At 53.2% G+C, this 21,256-nt stretch carries 16 protein-coding genes and 7 tRNA genes; 17 read left to right on the top strand and 6 right to left on the bottom strand.

The genetic code is table 11. The features are described from left to right. Positions 1-129 precede the first annotated feature (129 nt). From EDM60_RS20450 to EDM60_RS20470, 5 genes are all read left to right on the top strand, one after another. A tRNA-Ser gene (locus tag EDM60_RS20450) sits at positions 130-220 on the top strand. A gap of 10 nt (positions 221-230) precedes the next feature. Next, positions 231-307: transfer RNA gene (locus tag EDM60_RS20455), tRNA-Met, on the top strand. A gap of 26 nt (positions 308-333) precedes the next feature. After that, positions 334-409, top strand: a tRNA-His gene (locus tag EDM60_RS20460). Between the two features lie 5 nt (positions 410-414). Beyond that, positions 415-488 (top strand) — tRNA-Cys (locus tag EDM60_RS20465). 92 nt (positions 489-580) lie between these two features. Then, positions 581-654: transfer RNA gene (locus tag EDM60_RS20470), tRNA-Arg, on the top strand. A 392-nt stretch (positions 655-1,046) separates the two neighbouring features. Here the strand turns inward: EDM60_RS20470 and EDM60_RS20475 are convergent. Then, positions 1,047-1,784, bottom strand: coding sequence for a class I SAM-dependent DNA methyltransferase (locus EDM60_RS20475; protein ID WP_122965628.1), 738 nt, complete (start codon positions 1,782-1,784; stop codon positions 1,047-1,049). Between the two features lie 1,011 nt (positions 1,785-2,795). Then, the gene (locus tag EDM60_RS20480) at positions 2,796-3,053 is read right to left on the bottom strand and encodes a hypothetical protein (RefSeq protein ID WP_122965629.1); all 258 of its coding nucleotides are present in this window, start codon (positions 3,051-3,053) and stop codon (positions 2,796-2,798) included. Positions 3,054-3,434: 381 nt separating this feature from the next. Here EDM60_RS20480 and EDM60_RS20485 point away from each other — a divergent pair. The 3 genes from EDM60_RS20485 (at position 3,435) to mnmL (ending at position 6,199) form a co-directional block, all read left to right on the top strand. Beyond that, positions 3,435-3,519: transfer RNA gene (locus EDM60_RS20485), tRNA-Leu, on the top strand. A 301-nt stretch (positions 3,520-3,820) separates the two neighbouring features. After that, positions 3,821-5,059, top strand: a complete 1,239-nt coding sequence (locus tag EDM60_RS20490; protein WP_122965630.1) for a glycosyltransferase family 2 protein — start codon at positions 3,821-3,823, stop codon at positions 5,057-5,059. Between the two features lie 165 nt (positions 5,060-5,224). Further along, positions 5,225-6,199, top strand: a complete 975-nt coding sequence (mnmL, locus tag EDM60_RS20495) for a tRNA modification radical SAM protein MnmL/YtqA (RefSeq protein WP_122965631.1) — start codon at positions 5,225-5,227, stop codon at positions 6,197-6,199. Between the two features lie 68 nt (positions 6,200-6,267). Here the strand turns inward: mnmL and EDM60_RS20500 are convergent, their stop codons facing one another. Together EDM60_RS20500 and EDM60_RS29615 are read right to left on the bottom strand one after the other, a co-directional pair. Next, entirely contained in the window at positions 6,268-6,999 is a 732-nt protein-coding gene (locus tag EDM60_RS20500) for a glycerophosphodiester phosphodiesterase (RefSeq protein ID WP_122965632.1), read from the bottom strand. Between the two features lie 96 nt (positions 7,000-7,095). Next, positions 7,096-7,182 carry a YjcZ family sporulation protein gene (locus tag EDM60_RS29615; RefSeq protein ID WP_122965633.1) on the bottom strand — a complete coding sequence of 29 codons (87 nt, stop codon included), beginning with the start codon at positions 7,180-7,182 and terminating at the stop codon, positions 7,096-7,098. Between the two features lie 190 nt (positions 7,183-7,372). Here EDM60_RS29615 and ablB point away from each other — a divergent pair, with 190 nt between their 5' ends. Next, complete coding sequence (gene ablB, locus EDM60_RS20510; RefSeq protein WP_122965634.1) at positions 7,373-8,221, top strand: putative beta-lysine N-acetyltransferase; 849 nt, start codon at positions 7,373-7,375, stop codon at positions 8,219-8,221. A 2-nt stretch (positions 8,222-8,223) separates the two neighbouring features. On the opposite strand, the gene EDM60_RS20515 is transcribed toward ablB, so the two are convergent. After that, complete coding sequence (locus EDM60_RS20515; protein ID WP_122965885.1) at positions 8,224-9,768, bottom strand: PucR family transcriptional regulator; 1,545 nt, start codon at positions 9,766-9,768, stop codon at positions 8,224-8,226. Positions 9,769-9,917: 149 nt separating this feature from the next. Here EDM60_RS20515 and EDM60_RS20520 point away from each other — a divergent pair, with 149 nt between their 5' ends. From EDM60_RS20520 to EDM60_RS20555, 7 genes are all read left to right on the top strand, one after another. Further along, positions 9,918-11,270 carry an aspartate aminotransferase family protein gene (locus EDM60_RS20520; RefSeq protein WP_122965635.1) on the top strand — a complete coding sequence of 451 codons (1,353 nt, stop codon included), beginning with the start codon at positions 9,918-9,920 and terminating at the stop codon, positions 11,268-11,270. Positions 11,271-11,286: 16 nt separating this feature from the next. Next, complete coding sequence (locus EDM60_RS20525) at positions 11,287-11,979, top strand: 3-oxoacid CoA-transferase subunit A (protein ID WP_063227722.1); 693 nt, start codon at positions 11,287-11,289, stop codon at positions 11,977-11,979. After that, entirely contained in the window at positions 11,961-12,638 is a 678-nt protein-coding gene (locus EDM60_RS20530; RefSeq protein ID WP_122965636.1) for a 3-oxoacid CoA-transferase subunit B, read from the top strand. The genes EDM60_RS20525 and EDM60_RS20530 overlap by 19 nt, the downstream gene beginning before the upstream one ends. A 54-nt stretch (positions 12,639-12,692) precedes the next feature. Next, positions 12,693-13,973, top strand: a complete 1,281-nt coding sequence (locus tag EDM60_RS20535; RefSeq protein WP_122965637.1) for a peptidase — start codon at positions 12,693-12,695, stop codon at positions 13,971-13,973. Positions 13,974-14,139: 166 nt separating this feature from the next. Further along, on the top strand, positions 14,140-15,558 hold the full coding sequence (locus tag EDM60_RS20540) for an aldehyde dehydrogenase family protein (RefSeq protein WP_122965638.1): 1,419 nt from the start codon (positions 14,140-14,142) through the stop codon (positions 15,556-15,558). 73 nt (positions 15,559-15,631) lie between these two features. Continuing rightward, a tRNA-Ser gene (locus EDM60_RS20545) sits at positions 15,632-15,720 on the top strand. A 334-nt stretch (positions 15,721-16,054) separates the two neighbouring features. Beyond that, positions 16,055-17,623 carry an acyl-CoA synthetase gene (locus EDM60_RS20555; protein WP_122965640.1) on the top strand — a complete coding sequence of 523 codons (1,569 nt, stop codon included), beginning with the start codon at positions 16,055-16,057 and terminating at the stop codon, positions 17,621-17,623. 397 nt (positions 17,624-18,020) lie between these two features. On the opposite strand, the gene EDM60_RS20560 is transcribed toward EDM60_RS20555, so the two are convergent. Further along, a complete protein-coding gene (locus EDM60_RS20560; RefSeq protein ID WP_122965641.1) occupies positions 18,021-20,144 on the bottom strand; it encodes an exo-beta-N-acetylmuramidase NamZ domain-containing protein in 2,124 nt (707 codons plus the stop codon). Positions 20,145-20,400: 256 nt separating this feature from the next. Here EDM60_RS20560 and EDM60_RS20565 point away from each other — a divergent pair, with 256 nt between their 5' ends. Next, positions 20,401-21,207, top strand: a complete 807-nt coding sequence (locus tag EDM60_RS20565; protein ID WP_122965642.1) for a copper amine oxidase N-terminal domain-containing protein — start codon at positions 20,401-20,403, stop codon at positions 21,205-21,207. Positions 21,208-21,256: the final 49 nt, after the last annotated feature.

Genomic DNA, 21,256 nt, shown 5'->3' on the forward strand with positions numbered 1-21,256 from the left:
CGATGAGGTTGATAGGTTCGGTGTGGAAGCGCGGTAACGCGTGGAGCTGACGAATACTAATCGGTCGAGGACTTATCCACACATGCTTAGCAATCATGCATATCCGGTTTTGAAGGAACATATAATTACGGAGAGTTACCCAAGAGGCCGAAGGGGACGGTTTGCTAAACCGTTAGTATGCGCAAGCGTAGCGAGGGTTCGAATCCCTCACTCTCCGCCATTTTTATTTTGGCGGCGTAGCTCAGCCGGTTAGAGCGTTCGGTTCATACCCGAAAGGTCGGGGGTTCGATTCCCTCCACCGCTACCAAAAACATAAGACAAGCAAAAGTTATGGCGGTCGTGGCGAAGGGGTTAACGCACCGGATTGTGGCTCCGGCACTCGTGGGTTCAAGTCCCATCGATCGCCCCATGCATGGGAGTATAGCCAAGTGGTAAGGCACGGGTCTGCAAAACCCTCACCCCCGGTTCAAATCCGGGTACTCCCTCCATAGTTGTCCTAATAGCTCAGCAGGATAGAGCAACGTCTTCTAAGTGTAGGTACTCGTATGGAAACCACCTGCTGGAACATTCTTTTTAATGTGTCCTGATAGCTCAGCAGGATAGAGCATGCGCCTTCTAAGCGCACGGTCGGGGGTTCGAATCCCTCTCAGGACGTTAGTTTTAAAGTATTTGAAGTCGCTATAGCTGGCGGCTTTTTTGTTGTATAGAGGTACATAGCTTGGCATGGAGCAAGGCGCTGGCTACAGATCAAGCTTTCATTTCACCGGTAAAAGCAGGAAAACACCACTGGCACATAGCTAGTGGTGTTTTCGAATAAAAAGCAAGTAGGTGGGGACGTACGATGTGCTGCGAGCATTGCCTTGATGGATATATATCTGCCTTTTAGCGCGTGAGTCAACGTTATAGACAGGCGTTATAGCAAGCTTGGTTGCACGCATGAGAAGGAGAAGCTGCGCATTTCAGTCCAACCGCAGTATGACTCAGCATGGAGGGCGCTGAGCGACTATCCCTTACACTCATACCAGGTTTGGTTTGCGCCGATACAGTCATAGCTGTTTTCTTGCAACGAATATAATCAGTTCATTCTTGCCAGTAAACGGTGATCGATTCCAGTTGCTATATTCACTTTGAATATCAAATCCATGTTCGCTTAACAATTTGCGAATCGATTCAGGCTCAGTAAACAAACATAAAATCTCTGATTCCCGCTCATAGCCTTGGAATTTACGAATCGTCGTCCATTTCATTATATTCGTATCAGGGTTATATTTCTGTTTCCCGCCCACTTCTACAGGATTCCCCTCATAATCCTGAAATGTATGCCAATATTCATAATCACAGTCTGTAAGATCATGACCACTTGGGTTGCGCGTCTCAAAAATAAATTTCCCGCCTGCCTTGAGTAGCTTGTTCACATTTTCCAGCAGCGAATTTTGAGCGTCACGAGTTAAAAACGCTTGGAACGCATTACCCGTCAAATATACAAAATCATAGGCAATCGCCGAGGGAAAGGTCATGGCATCCCCAACATAAAACCGGGCATTTTCGTTTGCGTTTTTCTGTTTGGCATACTGTATCATATTCGGTAAAATGTCTACCCCGTCAATATGTACACCTCCTTCAGCGAGGTACAACGTCGTTAATCCCGTTCCACAGGCAAGCTCAAGCACATGTTGACACGGCTTCGCTTCCTGCAGAAAAAACTCGTATTTCTCCCACTCTCTACCAAATTCAGCGTCGTAGTTTTTCGGATCAACATACTCTTCAGCGTTATGAAATGTCATCTATTTCTCCTCTCATGACGTTACATGTTGGCGGATGCAAGATAATGCATGTCTGATTTGTTCTGAAGGAATAATAAAAATGCATAAGCTGGCGGTCGGGAGTACAATTTCTCCTGAGACGTCACTTATTGAAAATACCTGCTACAGACTCAAACTGATTAGTTAAGTTTGTATGAGGTACTTGTTTGTTCAGCAGATATTTTTGAGCTTCTAAAACTCACGACTGCAAAAACAGGATAGAACAGAACAGCATTCACAGATGCGAAAACGGCTCTAGGTTAGGGAGTAAAAGGCTGTGAAGGGATCGACACCGGCCTGGCAGTGTGTCTTGTGCACCGCATGGATGCGAGAACCGAGGGAGGGCGTTCCTGTTGGCCATGCAGCGTTTATGGCTTTGAAAAGGCTAAGAATGATTGCTTGCAAGTCAAATAAAGTCCTGCTTTTTTACAGCAGAGATCACTGGAGCAGGAAGAGCAACAAAAACAAGAGCCATTTTATCGACAAAAAATGACTAAAATTGACGTACATATAATAAGGAAGCTTTTCGATAATGAGCATATTCTTTGCAAGGAGTTCCCTGTTAGTTTCACTCTCTACTCTATGTAACGTTTAGGGGAGAAAAAAGATACTCATTTTTACAAAAATGTTTTCACGGGATGTTCTTTTCTTGAGGGGCAATTCGAAGACAGGGCAGTTAGCAATGGTTCATTTGCAAAAAGACGGGTGCAATACGTGGCTGACGAAAAGGGGCACAGCAGCATGTGGTCAAATAAGATACCTTGCTGCAACGCCGATACGTGATCTATCGGAAGAGAACGCCGGACAGAGTACAGAAGAGAGAGCAGGACGGAGCACAAAAGAGACAGCAGGAAGAGAACGGCTAGAACAGAGAGCAGAAGAAAGCACAGAACAGGGCGCAGAACTGATCAGAGCGCGACACGGAAGACAAAGACGAGCGCAAGCAGAGCACAAACAAAGCACGAAGAAAGGAAGACCACGAACTGCTCGTGGTCAAATAAAAGGATTGTAGTAGTAGAGACCGTGGAAGTAGCGCCGCTCAGCTTTTTCTAATGCAATCGCTTTCTCGTTCTCCAGTGAGGCATGAAGCTTTTCCCAATAGTCTGGGGTGGCATCGCTCAAATCAACTTCCAGCTGCTCGCCAACCAGATTGCGGATCAGCTGCCAATCATCGGGATGCTCGTACTGCTTCATACCGCCACCAATTAGCCGAATATCGTGGAGCAACTGTTTGATATTTTCGGGAATCATCGGTTTCCCCCAATAACGAAAAATTTTTTTTGAGAACGATGGGTTTCTACTACTGGTAATAATTTGTCTGATTCGCCATGAAATATGTAAGAAAACCAAAAAATATGGAGTCGCAGTTGATCGGTTATGGTGACGAAACCTTGAAATTTTCCATCAACACGATCGCCGCATTTTCTAGAAGAAGAGACAAAACACGCTTTCAACCGACAATGGCTTAAAGCAGAAACATGCCACAAAAATATTCCAATGATTAGCAACGAAAATAGGCGCTCTGGATGGAGAAAAACGCTATTGACTTCTAAATTTCGATTGTGTATACTCAAAAACATGATTTCGCGGCAGGAATTTTGGCAAGGAAGTCCGCGATTATCAAGGAAACAGGCGGTCGTGGTGGAATTGGCAGACACACCATCTTGAGGGGGTGGCGGGGCGACCCGTGCGAGTTCGAGTCTCGCCGACCGCACCATCGTGATACCAGACTGAGGCTATTTTCGAGCTGAAATGAGCCGTTGCGTTTTCGAAATATATCAAGCCTTTTCGACAAGGGCTTTTTTTTCTGCTCATGTCCAAGGCTTGTCGAATAGAAAGAGAAAAAGGTGGGAAAGGTGATAGCAGTGCCTTCGTTTTTCCCACTTTTGGGTCATTGATCTTGAAACGCTTTTGATGTACACTCCCAATTGGGAGAATTACAATAGAGAAATGTTGGAAAAACAACACTACCTAAATCGGATCAGACCCAATTTGATTTAGGTCGAGGAGAAGAACCCATGAGTGTAATTAGAGAGATCATTGAGGGATTATTCATCGGATTCACTTCAACGGTAGGTGTGATCAGCACGTACCAAACACTGGTTTCTTGCGCAGGTCTGTTCCGCAAAAAGGAGCAGGTGACAAGCGAGCCACAAAAGACTTTTGCTGTACTGGTTGCGGCGCATAACGAAAGTGCCGTAATCGCGCCACTGATTGAAAACCTGAAAAAGCTCGACTACCCGCGTGAAATGTACGACATCTTCGTCATTTGCGACAACTGTTCGGACAACACAGCTGAGATCAGTCGGGCACACGGAGCCATCGCGTGCGAGCGTTTTGACACGTCCAAGCGCGGAAAAGGCTACGGGATTGAGTGGATGCTGGAAAACCTCTGGGCTAGACCGAAGCAGTATGATGCAGTCGTCATGTTTGACGCCGACAACCTGGTTGAAAAGAACTTCCTGCGCGTGATGAACGACCGTCTGGTCAAAGGCGCACGCGTGATCCAGGGCTATCTCGATTCGAAAAACCCGTTTGACTCCTGGATTACCCTGTCTTATGCGGTGACGTACTGGTTTACGAACCGCATGTGGCAACTGGCCCGTCACAACCTCGGTCTGCCAAACACATTGGGCGGAACAGGCTTGTGCATCGAGAGCAACTTGCTCAAAGAAATGGGCTGGGGTGCGACAAGTCTCACGGAAGACCTGGAGTTTGCTACCCGCTGTATTGAACGCGGCATTTATCCAACCTGGGCTCACGACACGAAGGTATGGGATGAAAAACCGATTGATTTGAAAGCTTCCATGCGCCAACGTTTGCGCTGGATGCAAGGTCACTATGATGTAGCAGGGCGTTACATCGGAAGCGTACTGAAGAATGGCTTGAAGTCGAGAAAGCTGGGAATGCTCGACGCAGCGTTCTACCTGTTCCAGCCGATGTACGTGTTGATGGTGACCATGATGTCCTTGCTGTTCCTGGGCAGATTTTTTGACATTGCGGCTCTGACGCCGGCTGCGACCATCCTGCCAACTTGGCTGGTGTACGGCTCTACCGCTGTGTTTTATTTGCTGCCAGTGCTGGCGCTCTATCTGGAAAAGGTGCCGCTCAAAGGATATTTGGGACTGCTGTTGTTGCCGTTCTTTTTCCTGACCTGGCTTCCGATCATGTTTTACGCGTTTTTCACCAAGAAAAATCAAGTGTGGAGCCATACGTCCCACACGCGCGCCATTCGCATCGAGGAGATCCAGCAATAGGATTGTCAAACAAACCACAGGGACATCGGACCTGTGGTTTTCTTATGGGAAAGTAGCGAAAAAGGGCGCTGATCTGGTATAATGACGCGATCACGCGTATGAGAGCAAGAGCCGTGGGAGCAGGGCACAGGGCTTTTGGCTGTGCCACGAGGAGGAAAAGCGGTGATGAAGCTGGCACTACAACCACAACAATGCGAACAAACTACTCCCGTGTTTTGGGGAGATAAGCGTTACCATACATGGAACTATCATTTGCGCTCGACGTTTCACGAAAAGATTTTCAAGGTGCCGCTGGACGGGGGCTTCAGTTGTCCAAACCGGGATGGCAAGGTGGCGACAGGCGGCTGTACGTTTTGCAGCGCTCGTGGCTCGGGGGATTTCGCTGGCGATCGGCGGATGGATCTGGAGCGGCAGTTTCACGACGTAAAAGGCCGGATGCACGAAAAGTGGCCGCAGGCAAAATACCTCGGCTTTTTCCAAGCGTACACGAACACGTACGCGCCTGTTCACGAGCTGCGCGAGATGTACGAAGTCATTCTCAGGCAGGAAGGCGTAGTCGGCTTGTCCGTCGCCACGCGTCCCGACTGCCTCCCGGACGATGTCGTCGAATATTTGGCCGAGCTGAACGAGCGGACGTACTTGTGGGTCGAGCTTGGGCTGCAAACGGTTCACGAGCATACGGCACAGCTCATCAACCGGGCGCACGACTACGCCTGCTATGTCGATGCGGTGGAAAGACTGCGCAAGCACAATATTCGCGTCTGTTCCCATATCATTTACGGGTTGCCAGGGGAAACGCACGAGCAGATGATGCAGACGGCCGATGCGGTTGCCCACCTGGATGTGCAGGGGATCAAAATTCACCTGCTGCACCTGTTGCGCAAGACGCCGATGGTCAAACAGTACGAGGCGGGGCTGCTTGAGTTTCTTTCCCTGGAAGAGTACATCAAGCTTGTCGTAGATACGCTGGAAATTTTACCGCCCGAGATGATCGTGCACCGGGTCACCGGAGACGGGCCAAAAGACTTGTTGATCGGGCCGATGTGGAGCCGCAAAAAGTGGGAAGTGCTCAACGGCATCCATGCCGAGTTGCAAAACAGAAACAGCTGGCAAGGGAAGTTTTATGTTCCGCGCGCCTGAAATGCCGCTCAAACGGCTCGAGCAACTGCATAAAAAAAGGGAGCCGGAAAATGGCTCCCTTTTTGACGTTACGCATCCGCCTCGATGATTTTTCTTGCGCGGCCAGGGTAATTCGTAATGATTCCGTCCACGCCGTATTCGATGGCATTCTGGATTTGCCGACTGCTGTTCACTGTCCAGCCGTAGACGGTCAGATTGCGCTGCTTGGCTTGCCGCACCAGCTCGGGTGTCAGCTGATCGTACGGCACATGCAGCTGCTCGCAGCGATACTGGCTGGCGACTGCCCACGGTTTTGCAATCGGGCCGACATAGAGCAGTCCGGTTGTCTGGGCAGGGTCCAGTTCTTTGATGCGCAGCAAGCTGTCGAAGTTGAAGGTGGAGATGATCGTCCGCTCTGTGAGCTGGTAGCGCCTGATCAGCTCGATGACCTTTTCCTCAAGCTGGGGCTGGGCCAAAAAGAAATTTTTCAACTCGATGATGAAGTGCAACGATGTATCGGAAAAGGTTTGAAATACCTCGCGCAGGACTGGAATCCGGGCTTTGGGAACACGCATGGAGCTGTCCTTGTCGGCGCGCAGCTGACGAAGCTCGCGCATCGTGTAGCCGCGCACCAGACCGGAGCCGTTCGTGGTCCGTTCGAGTCGATGGTCGTGAATGACGACGAGCTTGTCGTCGCGGCTTAGCTGAACGTCCAGCTCGATTCCGTCCGCGCGCTTGCGGACAGCAGCGTGGAACGCTTCCATCGTGTTTTCCGGATGCAGGCCGGAAGCGCCGCGATGCGCGAACACAAGTGTGGACACGGGGGCTTCCTCCCTTCTCAGACGTTACATAGCTTATTACATGCATATGTAAGTGGCCCCTCGATACTGCCTATCAAGAGGGGCACATACGAGTACCTATGAGATGGCGACGAGAACAATCACGAGAAGAACGAACAAAACCAAAACAAGGGCGAAATCGTTGTTTCCGCTGCTGCAGCTCATGAATACCCCCTCCTTCCCAGATGGAGCAACTCCTTCATCTTATGAACGTATAGGGAAAATGGCGCTCATCGAATGCCTACTCGCCTGAGATTTGTGCTTGGCAGCCCACTTTTTATACAGATTGGCAGATGACGGGAAGGTGCATTTTGCTACAATGGAGTCACAAGGCAAACAGAGGAGGGAAGGCTTCATGATACAGATCGAGGAAATGCTCGCTACGGGTGATTTGGTGGACGATCAGCAAAATCGCAGGGTCAAACTGCACGAGTACGATCGGACGCGCATCAGCGAGTACGACGAACTGCTCAAGCAGGTCGGAACAAAGTCTGCGGCGACCAAGCTGATCGTCTACGGAAAAAAGCAGGACGTTGGGGAATGGCTTGCGCGGGGATATCGCCAGGAGGGAATCATCGACGGTTTTTTCCAGGGGCAAAACGCTTACATGCTCACGGCTTATCTCACGGAGGATCGGGCGACATCTGCTGCTCCCGAGCTGGCCGAGGAAATTTTGGCGCTGAGTCTGGCGAAAGCGGGACCAGGCGAAGAAAAGCCGCTCCCGGAAGGATATCGCATGCGCCCGGCAACAGAAGCGGACGCAGAGGAGCTGGCGAAGCTGTACGGCCTCGTTTTCGCGACGTATCCTACGCCGATGGATGATCCCGCGTACATTCAAAAAACGATGCAGGAGGGCACCGTGTACTTCGTAGTCGAGCGGGACGGGCAAATCGCCTGTGCGGCGTCTGCGGAGGTGTCAGAGCGCATGGGATCGGCAGAGATGACCGATTGTGCCACCCATCCGGATCACGCCGGAAAAGGGCTCCTCCAGCCGTTGTTCCACGCGTTGGAACACAAGATGGAGGAAGCAGGGATTTACTATTTGTACACGTTGACGCGGGCCCAATCGGCGGGCATGAACGTAACAGCCGCCAAAATGGGCTACGAATACCGGGGGCGGCTGATCAACAACTGTACGATTTTTTCCGGATTCGAAGACATGAACATCTGGGTGAAGCCACTTCGGCCCACGCGCGATGAATAAGGCTACTCTTGTGAGGAAGACAGCTGCTGTTGCAGTCGGCGGGCCATAAGTGCCAGCTGAAGCTGCCAGCGCTGATGCGCGTCCTCCAGGCGGTAGCCTGTTTTTTCTTCAATCTGGGTCAAGCGGTATTTCAGCGTATGCCGATGAATATATAACGCTTGGGAGGTTTGCAGGCCGTTTCCGTTTTGGGCCAGGTACACTTCCAATGTTTCGAGCAGCTGCTGATTGTACTTGCTGTCGTAGCGGATCAGCGGCTCCAGAATCGGCTTCCACAATGCCGTCATGCTGTGCTCGTCCCGGTGGTAAGGAAACAGAAACTGATAGCCCTGCATGTCCCGGTAACGCAGCAAATCGGGAGCGGTAGCGAGCAAAGGATACGCTTGCAGCGCGAACATCGCTTCTTCTGCGGCCGAGGAAACATCTGTCAGCAAATCGCGGGGATTGCTGATCGCCACTTGCAGGGTGGTGGCAGAGTGCAGCCCTCCCCACCTGGCTGCAAATTGTTCGAGCAACTGCAAGCTCGTCCGGTCGTCGGGCAAAATGAACAAAAGACAGTGCGGGCGCTCCCGCAAAAGGTACGAACGTTGATGGCGGTCGCACAGTCTGCGCATCAGGGTAATGACGCTTTGATGCAGCTCCGCGAGCCTGTTGTGCTCGACCGTCTCGACTTTGACCGCGACCACGAGGTGCTTGCCGGAGAGCGGATAGCCGAGCATGCGACAGCGGCTTTCCAGGTCTTGCGGACTCATTGGTTTTCCGTTCAGCAGTTCCTCGACGAAATCCCCTTTCAACCGCCACTCCGTCGCTGAAACAGCGCGTTCTTTTACATATTCCAGCGCACACAAGGTGGCTGCGTGCTGGAGCGCTACGTCGTCAAGCTCTTTCCACGATTCCCGCGGCTTGCTCAGGCTGAGCGTGCCAAAATGCTCGCGGCTGGCCCGGATCGGCACCGAATGCACATGCTCCTTGCCTTCTTCCGTGTACGGCTCCGCCTTGCAGCCGTGCTGGGTCACTTCAAACCCGAGGGCGTCGAGAAGCGTCACCGCACCGCCCGTAAGCTCAGCAAGCTCGCCTGCGATCGCTGGTAGCCCTCCTTTGGACAGGGCTGCTTCAATCATCCGGTTGTGAATGGCTTGCGAGTAGGCCAATGTCTCAAACTGCCGATTGACGATCGGCTGCAAAATCGCTTTGGTAATCGTCGAGAAGTTGATTTCGGTCGGGATTTCGATGAGCGGCAGTTGATGGCGGTCCGCCAGTTCGAGAAAGCTTTCGGGAATTTCCCGCATGTAAAATCCGGTATGAATAGCGACTCCGCTGAGCTTTTGCCTGGCTAACATCGGGATGAATGAACTGAGCCGCTCGACATTTTCCATCAGCCCAAATCCGGTTGTAATCAAAAATTCCCCTTCTTGCAGACGGCTGGCATCCTCCAGCACTTCCACGATCGTCACCCAGCGGATCGGATTGTCCAGCCCGCCAGCACCTGCGATCAGACGCGTCTGAACCATGTCGGGCAGTTGCAGAGCCTCTCTGATCGTAATTGTCATGAGGTACACCTCCGTGTTGCGAAGTTCTTTATACAAAATGTACAAAAGATTTTGTCTCTTTGCCACGTTTTTTTTGCCAGCGCGTCGGATGGATGAAACGGGCTGGTCAGCTAGGATAGAGGTAGAGAATAAGCGAGGTGGCGACGATTATGAGCAGAAGCTATGTAATTAAACCGGAACTGGGCAAGACATATCCGTTCATTTCTCATGGAAAAGGCATTTATTTATACGATAAAGACGGCAAGCGTTATATCGATGGCTGCGGTGGCGCTGTCACGGCGAGCATCGGTCACGGCGTGGAGGAAATAGCCGACGCGATGTATCAGCAGGCAAAAGAAGTATCTTTTGCGTACCGCTCGCATTTCAGCAGCGATGCCGTAGAGGAGCTGGGAGCCAAGCTGGCTGAGTGGGCGCCTGGTTCGCTGAACTGGACGTTTTTCGTCAGCAGCGGCTCGGAAGCGACCGAAACAGCGCAAAAGATCGCGATCCAGTACTGGCAGGAAAAAGGCAAGCCGACGAAAAATCGGATCATTTCCCGCTGGATGAGCTATCACGGCATCACGATGGGCGCGCTGTCCATGTCGGGTCACGTATTGCGCCGCAAGCGTTTTGCTCCGCTTCTGGAGGACTATCCGACGATCACTGGCCCGTATCCGTACCGCAGACCTGAAGGAATGTCGCTTGAGACATACGCCTTGGAATGTGCGAACGAGCTGGAACGCGCCATTTTGCGAATCGGTGCGGAACAAGTCGCGGCCTTCATCGCTGAGCCAGTCATTGGCGCATCCGGCGGTGCAGTCGTGCCGCCAGATGGCTACTTCCAGCGCATTCGGGAAATTTGCGACAAGTATGAAGTGCTGTTCATCGCCGACGAAGTGATGACGGGAGTAGGGCGCACAGGGAAAGCGTTCGGGATCGATCACTGGGGCGTCGTGCCTGACCTGATGACTTTGGGCAAAGGCATGAGCGCAGGCTATACGCCGATGGCCGCCACAATGGTGTCGGATGAGATCATCGAGACGATTACCCAAGGAAGCGGTCTGATCATGGCTGGACACACGTACAGTGCCAATCCGCAGTCCGCCGCTGTCTCCCTGGCTGTTTTGCAATATGTCGAAAAAAATCAGTTGTTTGACAAAGCAGCCGAGCAAGGCGCTTACTTGCTGGCACGTCTGCAAGAGCTGGCGGATGAACTGCCGCTGATCGGCGAGGCGCGCGGTCTGGGATTGCTGTGCGGTCTGGAATTTGTCAAAGACAAGCAAACAAAAGAACCGTTCCCGCTCTCCCAAGGGGTGGCAAGCAAGGTAATTGCAAAAGCGTTCGAAAAAGGGCTGCTCATTTATCCGGCCATGGGTGGAATCGACGGGGTGGCAGGTGACTCCATCATTGTCTCTCCTCCACTGACGATTACAAAAGCAGAGATCGACGAACTGATCGGCCTCCTGAAAGAGGCGATTGTCAGCGTATCGCAGGAGTTGAAAGACAAGGCGCTGATCAACTAGAGTGGAGGGTCTATCGATGACGAATCGTTTTGATAAAGTAGTGACCATGCAGGAGGCGCTGTCCCATTTCCGCGACGGGATGACGCTTCTGGCAGGAGGCTTTGGAGGTGTGGGCAATCCGCCCACACTGATCCAGGGCATTTTGGATTTGGGTGTGCGCGATTTGACGCTGATCAGCAACGATACCGCGTTTCCACACATCGGGATCGGCAAGCTCGTGACGGAAAAGCGGGTCAAAAAAGTCATCGCATCCCACATCGGCTCCAATCCGAACGCAGGGGCGCAAATGACGGCCGGAGAGCTTGAGGTCGAGTTTTGCCCTCAAGGCATTCTCGCGGAGCGTGTACGGGCAGGCGGCGTCGGTTTGGGAGGCATTTTGTCCGACGTCGGCATCGGCACGATTGCAGAAAAAGGCAAGCAAAAGGTCGTGCTCGATGGCAAGGAATTTTTGCTGGAGACGCCTTTGACAGCGGAAGTGGCGATCGTCCATGCCAAAAAAGCGGATCGCTTCGGCAATCTGGTTTACGATACGAGCGCGCGCAACTTCAATCCGCTTGTGGCGATGGCAGGAGACATCACCATTGTCGAAGCGGACGAGATCGTCGAGGTTGGCGAGCTGAACCCGGAAGAAATCGTGACGCCGGGCGTGTTCGTCAATTACATCGTGCAAAGTGAAGGGGTGAACTGGCAATGGGCGTGGGAGAAGTAAAAGAGACCGAGAGCTACCGTGAGCGAATCGCACGCAGGGCGGCCCTGGAAGTCGAGGACGGAATGATTATCAACTTGGGAATCGGCATCCCTACGCTGGTGGCCGATTTCATTCCCGCGGACAAACGGGTGATGTTCCACGCCGAGAACGGCATCCTCGGAACCGGGCCAAGTCCGGCAAAAGGGGAAGAAAACGCGATGCTGTGCAATGCAGGCGGCTTTCCCGTCACCTTGGCGACAGGGGCGTCCTTTTTCGACAGCGCAACGGCATTTGCGATCATCCGCCGGGGCTTGTTGGATATGACCATCCTCGGAGTGCTGGAGGTCAGCCAAAACGGCGATATTGCCAACTGGATTGTGCCGGGCAAGCGCGTGCCGGGTATGGGCGGGGCGATGGAGCTGGCCCAGAAAGCGAAAAAAGTGATGGTCGTGACTACGCATCTCGATAAAAATGGCCGTTCCAAAATCGTCCGAGAATGCTCGCTTCCGCTCACTGCCACTCAGGCGGCAGACTGGATCATCACGGACATGGCTGTCATGGAAGTTACGCCAGATGGCTTGTATTTGCGCGAGGTCATGTATCCGTACAGTGTGGCGGATGTCATCGGCGCCACCGAAGCGGAACTGAAGATAGAGGGCGAAGTAGGCGTATTCCGCTAGGCAATAAGCAAAAGACAAAAGGCAAAGGACGAACCCAAGAAACGGAGGAAGAACATGGCTAACTGGCAAGCGCTGATACGAGAGCAGTTGGAAAAGGATCGGGAAGCTTCTGTCAAGCTGCTGCAAGAGTGGGTGCAAAGCCCGAGCGTGCAAGGAGCAGAGGAAGCGATTCAGAAAAGCATCGCCGATCATTTGGCGAAGATGGGCCTGAGTGTCGACTTGTGGGTCATGGAAGGGGAAGAGCTGGTTTCGCATCCGTACTTCGTCTCCCCCCGGCAAACGTTTGAAGGCAGTCCGAACGTCGTCGGCGTCTGGAAAGGCGCGGGGAATGGCCGCTCGCTCATTTTGAACGGGCACGTCGATGTCGTTCCCGCTGGCGATTACGCCCAGTGGAGCGATGATCCGTTCAGCGGAAAAGTGGAGGACGGCAAACTGTACGGCAGGGGCGCAACCGACATGAAGGGCGGAAACCTGTCGTCGCTCTTGGCTATTTCCGTCCTGCAAAAGCTCGGTGTCAGCCTGAAGGGAGACGTCATTTTCCAAAGCGTGGTGGAGGAAGAAAGCGGCGGAGCCGGAACGCTTGCCACCATCCTGCGCGGCTACAAGGCAGATGCTGCGTTGATCCCTGAGCCGACCAACATGAAAATTTTTCCGAAACAGCAAGGCTCGATGTGGTTCCGTCTGACGGTCAAGGGACGCTCTGCTCATGGCGGCACCCGCTACGAAGGAGTCAGTGCCATCGAGAAAAGCATGCTCGTCGTGCAGGCGATTGGCCGTCTGGAAAAAGAGCGTAACGACCGTCTCGATGATCCGCTGTACGCCAAGCTGCCGATTCCGATCCCGATCAACATCGGGGTCATCGAAGGCGGAAAATGGCCGTCGTCTGTCGCGGATCTCGTCAAGCTGGAAGGCAGGATGGGAGTCGCTCCCGGCGAGCAGATGGAGGATGCCAAGGCAGAAATGGAAGCGGCTTTGCAGCGTCTGGCAGAAGTCGATCCGTGGTTTGCGGAGCAGCCAGTCGAGCTGGAATGGTACGGCGCGCGCTGGGTGCCGGGGGATGTCGCACAGGATCATCCGCTCATGGACATTTTGCAGGACAAGTTTGCGGCCGTGACGGGCGAGCGTGCCATTGTGGAAGCATCTCCGTGGGGAACAGACGGCGGCTTGTTGACGGCTTTGGCCGATACGCCTGCTATCGTCGTGGGGCCTGGTGTTACACAAGTAGCGCACTATCGGGACGAGTACATCGTTTTGGATGACGTCTTCCGCTGCGCGGAAATTTTTGCTTTGACTCTGCTCGACTGGTGCGGGGTAGCCGAAGGGCCAGCGCAGTAAGGAAGCCGCAGCGTCTTTTTCTAGGGCGCTTTTAAGCTACTTGAGATGGTAATTGTGAAAAAAAGGAAAAAGTTTGAGCGCAGGACAAGGAAGCGCCGTCTGCTCTGGAGAATGATTGGGAGAGGCTTTGAGAGATCCAATCGTGTCAGGGACGGAGGAGACGGCGATGAGAAGAGCGTGTTTTATCGGGGGAAAGTGGATACCTATGGCAGACCATGCCCCGTTGTATTCGCCTTGTACAGGTCAGGTGATCGCACACATTCCCCAGGCGGATGCTGTGGCAGTAGAGCGGGCGATTGCAGCGGCCGAAGAAGCTACAACCCCCATGCGCCGCATGCCAGCTTACCAGCGTGCAGCCATTCTGGAGAAAATCGCCATCCTGTTGGATGAGCGAATGGAGGAAGCTGCCCGGATCGTCGCGCTGGAAGCGGGAAAACCGATTCGGACAGCGCGCGGCGAAATCATCCGCACGGTGCAGACGTACAGGTTTGCAGCGGAAGAAGCCAAGCGGCTGCACGGGGAAACGATTCCGCTGGACGCTGCTATCGGTGGCGAAGGCCGTCTCGCTTACACGGTGCGCGAGCCTTTGGGAGTCGTGGGCGCGATCACGCCGTTTCCTTTTCCTTTCAATTCGATAGCGCACAAGGTCGGGCCTGCGATCTCTGCTGGCAATACAGTCGTATTGAAGCCAGCTTCGCAGACCCCGATCAGTGCGCTTTTTCTCGCTGAGCTGGCAGAGCAGGCTGGACTCCCGGCAGGAGCGCTAAACGTCGTCACAGGAAGCGCAGAGGTCGTGGGCCACAAGCTGGTTACCGACCCGCGAGTTCGCGCCGTGACCTTTTCCGGAAGCCCTGAAGTGGGCGTCGAGGTGCGCAATCGGGCCGGCTTGAAAAAAGTAATCTTGGAGCTGGGCGCCAATTCTGCGGTCATCGTCGACCGCGATACGCCGCTGGACGAGGTCGTTTTGCGCTGCTTGTTCGGGGCTTTTGCTTATTCCGGTCAAGTGTGTGTGTCTGTGCAACGAATTTATGTTGTGACGGACATCTATGACGAATTTGTCCGCCGCTTTGTGGAACAGACGGTGGCGTTGCGCGGGGGAGATTCGCTGGAAGAAGAAGCGGACTTTTCCGCCATGGTCCATCCGAAGCAGACAGAGCGCGTGCTTGCCTGGATCGGGGAAGCGCTCGACCAAGGGGCGAAGCTCGCCTGCGGCGGCGAACTGATGGGGCGGATGCTTTTGCCGACCGTCCTGACGCATGTGCCGCGGGAGGCAAAGATTGCCCGCGAGGAAGTATTCGGGCCTGTCGTCATGATCAATCCGGTACAGTCGGTCCAGCAGGCGATCAGGCTGGTCAATGATTCGCGGTACGGCTTGCAGGCGGGGGTTTACACGAACAATTTGTCACTGGCGTTGGAAGCGGCGGACGAGCTTAGAGTGGGCGGGGTTATCATCAATGACATCCCGACGTTCCGGGTGGATCACATGCCGTTTGGCGGCGTGAAGGAGAGCGGGCTGGGACGGGAAGGTGTCGCGTGCGCCGTCGAGGAACTGAGCGAGTTGAAGCTCGTCGTCGTCAAGCGGTAAAGCGGTAGGCCGCTTCTGCCGACGCTTGCAAGCGGTCTTGCAGCTGTGCTATAGTTAAACCAGCTATTGATGCGGAGGGATACCGAAGTGGTCATAACGGGGCGGTCTTGAAAACCGTTAGAGTGCAAGCTCACGCGGGTTCGAATCCTGCTCCCTCCGCCACCATGTTTTCATTACCCCGAATAGGACACGAAGATCTCTTTCGTTTAAAGAGGTCTTTTTTATTTCAGCAAAATGCAAGCGTGTGCTCCGACGCCGAAGCTGCCCATTCCAGTACACACCGTTTTTTTCCTCAAAATCCAGAAGAACCAATATCGAAGAGCGGCCCGTTTTAAGATATGCTGTACACAAGGACTCGAATGTTTCTTGGGGCCTGCGGCAGCTTCAATAATGCAGAGGGAGCTGCCGTCTTTTTTTGCTATTAAAAGTCAGAAAATAAACATAACGCAGAAAATTTAGATATAATAAGGGGGAATACGGTGAGGGAGGGTTTGTGATGATGGAAGCCCAACGAGTAAGAAGAAATACGCTTGGCGATATTTTGCGACGAAGCAGGCTGCGCTACCCCGAGAAGATTGCCTTGCAATTTGAGGAAGAGGTACTTACATACACGGAGTTGGATCAACTTGTCAATCAGGCTGCGCACACCTTCCTCGCCAAAGGATTGCAAAAAGGGGAGCGAGTGGCGGTTCTGTCCAGAAACTCCATGGACTTTGTCATCCTCAACTTTGCGCTGGCCAAAGCAGGGCTGATTATGGTGCCGATCAACTTCATGCTGCATACAAACGATGTGGCTTTTATTTTCGGACATGCAGAGGTGAGCGCCTGCTTTGTGGCTCCGGAATTTCTCACGGTCGCCAAGGAAGCGCTCGAATCGGCAAACTTATCGCCCAAGCTTTTGTCGCTGATCTCCAGACCAGCGGTGCAGGAAGGAGAGTGGGTGCCGTTTCGCCCGCTGATTGAGGGCGCCAGTACGGAAGAGCCGGAGCTGGAGCTGGCCGACGAGGATGTCGCCCACATTTTGTACACGAGCGGCACGGAATCGAGGCCAAAAGGAGTCATGCTGACGCACAGCAGCATTCTTTCGGAATACGTCAGCACGATTATAGAAGGAAATATGTCGCACGATGATGTAGCTGTGCACGCGCTTCCTTTGTTCCATAGCGCGCAGCTGCACTGCTTCCTCGGGCCGTATGTATATCTGGGTGGCACCGGCATTATTTTGGAGCAAGCGACGCCAGGCTTGATGCTTCAGGTCGTAGAGAGCCACCAGGCGACACAGCTTTTTTGCCCGCCGACTGTTTGGATTGCCTTGCTCCGCTCTCCCGAGTTTTCGTCGCGGAACTTGTCTTCGCTGCAAAAATGTTACTACGGCGCGGCGATCATGCCTGTAGAAGTGTTGAAGGAGCTGGGAACGCGTCTGCCCAATGCGCAATTTTACAACTTCTACGGACAGACCGAGGTAGCTCCGCTGGCGACAGTATTGCAGCCGAAGGACCAGATTCGCAAAGCGGGATCGGCTGGCAAGCCTGCGCTCAATGTAGAGACAAAAATTGTCGATGACGATGGCGTCGAGGTGCCCAGAGGCTGCGTTGGCGAGATTGTTCATCGAACGAGCCATGCGATGATCGGTTATTTCCGCGACGAAGAAAAGACGCAGGCAGCTTTTCTCGGCGGCTGGTTCCACAGCGGCGACTTGGGGATTATGGATGAAGAAGGCTATATTACTGTCGTCGACCGGAAAAAGGACATGATCAAATCAGGCGGGGAAAATGTAGCGAGCAGGGAAGTCGAGGAGCTGATCTACCAGCACCCGAAAGTATCGGAAGTAGCTGTAATCGGCATTCCCCATCCGTACTGGATCGAGGCTGTGGCGGCAGTCGTGGTGCCAAAGGCAGGCGAGACTGTGTCGGAAGAAGAAATGCTCGCCTTTTGCAAAGAGCACCTCGCCTCGTTCAAGGCACCGAAGTATGTCTTTATCACGGACACGCTCCCGCGCAACCCGAGCGGGAAAATATTAAAGCGTGAACTGCGTCTGCGCTACGACACGCTGCCGACTTCGTAAGTCGTTTGGGGGACAACAGGGGCTGGTTCGCTACTGCGGACAAAAGCCCGGCTCGATACATGGCTGGTTCGCCGCTGCGAACAAAAGCCTAGCTCGATGCAAGGGCTAGTCCGCCCCTGTGAACAAAAGCCTAGCTCGATGCAAGGGCTGGTTCGCCCCTGTGAACAAAAGCCTAGCTCGATGCAAGGGCTAGTCCGCCCTTGTGAACAAAAGCCTAACTCGATGCAAGGGCTGGTTCGCCCCTGTGAACAAAAGCCTAACTCGATGCATGAGCTGGTCTGCTGCTACAAACAAAAGCCCGTCCCGATGCAAGGGCAAGGGCTGACCCACCCTCCCAACAAAAACCCGCTCGATCACCGGATGTTTCGGCTGTCGGGCGGGTTTTTTTGCCTGTATCCTATTTCACATGAGACACAGTCGGCTGGTCAGGGTGGATTGCTTCAAAGCGGTAGCCTTTTGCTTTCAAAAAGGCGATTACTTCAGGCAGCGCCTGGGCCGTAGGTGTTTTCGTGCTCGCATCGTGCATGAGCACGACAATTTCTTTTTGGGCCTTTACTTGCGCCTTGACATTGGCGAGAGCTTGCTGGGCTGTATATTTATTGCTGCGGGCGTCGCCGTTGGTCACATTCCAGTCGATGAACGTATAGCCTCTTTTGTTCGCTTCGGCTTTAATGGCGTTCATGACAGGCGCTTGCTTGCTGTATCGTTTCGTATCCTGGTATTTGAGGCTGACGGTGTTGGTGCTGCCGCCCGGATAGCGGAACAGGACGGGCTTGACTCCCGTTGCTTTTTCGATCAGCTGGTTGCCTTTTTCCAGATCGGCAAAAAAGGCTTCCATGCTTTTGTACACAATCTTGTAGTCATGCGAGTACGTATGACCACCGATAGCATGGCCTTCTGCCACAATTCGTTTCAGGATCGCTTCGTGGCCGGGCACATTTCTTCCGACGATGAAGAAAGTAGCTTTGACCTGATTTTTTTTCAGCGTATCCAAAATTTGCGGTGTTACCGGAGAAGGGCCATCGTCAAAAGTCAAATACGCGATCTTGTCGCCAGGCTTTGGTGCAGGGACTGCTGGCGGCTTCTGCGCTGGTGCAGGCGGCTTTGGTGCCGGATCTGCAGGCTTGGGAGCCGGAGTGTTCGTACCAGGCGGCTTGACAGGCTCTGGCGTGCTTGGAGCCGGAGTGTTCGTACCAGGTGGCTTGGCAGGCTCTGGAATGCTTGGAGCTGGTGGCGTAACGGTTCCAGGCTTGCCAGCAGGCGGTGCAGGTGGTTTGGCCGGGAGCGGAGCAGCGTACGGACTATGAATCGCTCCAGACGGCACGAACGGCGTCTCCCCATAGATTAAAAAGCTTTTGCGCAACTCGACGAATTTGCCCAGCGCTTCTGCATAGGAAGCGACGATTTCTTGGGGGCTTTTGCCTTGGGCAAGCAATTGGGCGATTTTGCTGGTGCCCATGACTTGATCGAACATCGTGATTTCTTTCTCGGTGCTCTGTGGAACCGCAAACGGCTGAAGCTGTCGCGCGTAGGCAAGCGCGTACAGACCTGTGCGAACCGGATTGAAAACGCGCGAATCGTGGATGTGCAGGCGCACGCCGCCAGCGTTTTCCTTCTTCTCAGGGAGAAAAAGCACGCCAGGCAGCAAGCTGCCGTTCAACAAGTCGGCGAACTGGACGGAATCGATGCCTTCCGCGCCGATCCAGGCAAAGTTGTCCGCTTGCTTGACGGGTGTTCCTTCGCCGAGTCCGGTAGCCATGTACCCGTAGACGGATGTCAGGTCAGGAAGGTGCGGGGAGCTTGGCACCCATTTCAGCCCCGTATCGGGGTAGGTCATGCCGCGCGTGTAGCCTTCCATCGGAACGACATACAAATCAGCGCCGATCGAGCGGTTGAAGAACAGGGCAAGCTCGCCGATGGTCATCCCGTGAGCGAGAGGCAGCTCGTCGATGCCGATGAACGATTGATAAGGTTTTTCCAGGACTGGTCCCTCTACGATTGTGCCGCCAAGTGGATTCGGGCGATCGAGCACGACGATTCGTTTGCCTTGTTCCTTCGCCGCAGCCATGGCGTAGTGGAGTGTCGATATGTACGTATACGTTCGGGAGCCTGTATCTTGCAAGTCGACGAGCAAAGTGTCAAAATGCCCCATCATCTCCGGCGTCGGCTGGCGAGTCGAGCCGTACAAGCTGTAGACAGGAATCCCGTAAACCGGATGGGTGTAGCTCTTCGCCTGAGTGCCGACCTGCTCTTTGCCGTCCAGTCCATACTCCGGGGCGAAAAGAGCCGTGAGTTTGACAGAGCGGTCGCGCCGCAACAGGTCGATCGTGCTCGCTCCCTGACTGTTGATTCCGGTTTGATTCGTGATCAGCCCGACGTTTTTCCCCTCAATCAGCTGATGAAAGCGGTCAAACAGCAAATCGCTTCCCAGCTGGACCGCAGTCGTATTGGCAGAACTGCCGCCGGGAGGGATCATGGTCAAGATCAATGCGAGGATAAGAAAAGGAATAAACTTTTTCATCATCATTGCCTCTTTCGAAAAAATACTGTCGTTTCTTGCTTCATTGTAACGCGTTTTGGGAGGAATATGGTTGTATTTTTGTAACAATTTGAAATTAGGTCAAAAGATAGAGGAATATCGTCGTTTTTTACCGTTTCCAGCGCTATCCTGCTTGTCCATTCGGTCCCTTCCTTCTACAATTAACAGTACGATCTTGGTGGGCTGATTCGAGGAATGCCTTGAAACGGTTGCTATCCTATAGTAGATTAAGAATCGTGTGAATCTTATTGGAAACGGAGTGGACATTTTGCTGAAAAAAATTACGTCATTCATGTTGGCTGTTGCCCTGGTGCCTATGGCGGCCTTTTCTGCTGCGGCAGCGCCTGCGCAAGCTGCCATCAAAGTCGAGTACAATAAAAAAGAGATTGTATTCCCGGATCAAAAGCCTGTGATCCGTGATAGCCGTACACTTGTACCGATTCGTCCCATTGCAGAGTCCCTCGGATTCAAAGTCGATTGGAATGAAAAAACAAGAACCGTGACCATCGATAAAGGCAACGATAACATTCGCCTCGTTGTAACGCAAAAAATTGCGAAGAAAAATGGACAAACCATCAATCTCGATGTGCCTGCGCAAATTGTCAACCAGCGCACGGTCGTGCCTGTTCGCTTTATCGCTGAAGCGCTGAGCTACAAAGTGGACTGGGACCCGGCTTCCCAAACAGTGCTCATTGCCGATCAGCAAACGACACAGCCAGGCCAGCCGCAAACTCCGCAACCGACAAAACCGACGACTGGCGAAGAGAAAAAGCCTGATCAGGTTGTCTTGATCAACGATGAAAGTGTTGTCGGAAAGACAAGCTCCCTTTTCCAGATCGGTCTGTACCAAGTAACCGGAAAAGTGGACCCGAAATCTGAGGTTATTGTAGTCATCGGCGATGAGTCGTATGAAGCGGAAGTAAAAGCAGATGGCACGTTCGAATTTATCGGCGACGGTGAAGACGGCATCCGTCAATTTACGGTCAAAGCCGAGAAGGACGGCAAGAAAGATACTTATGAAGGGGAATTTGTCTCCGTTGATTAAGGGAGCCACTTCCTGAGTAAGAACACCTCCTGCACACCACACTATGTGC

It is taken from the genome of Brevibacillus parabrevis (genome assembly GCF_003710905.1).
GTDB lineage: Bacteria > Bacillota > Bacilli > Brevibacillales > Brevibacillaceae > Brevibacillus > Brevibacillus parabrevis.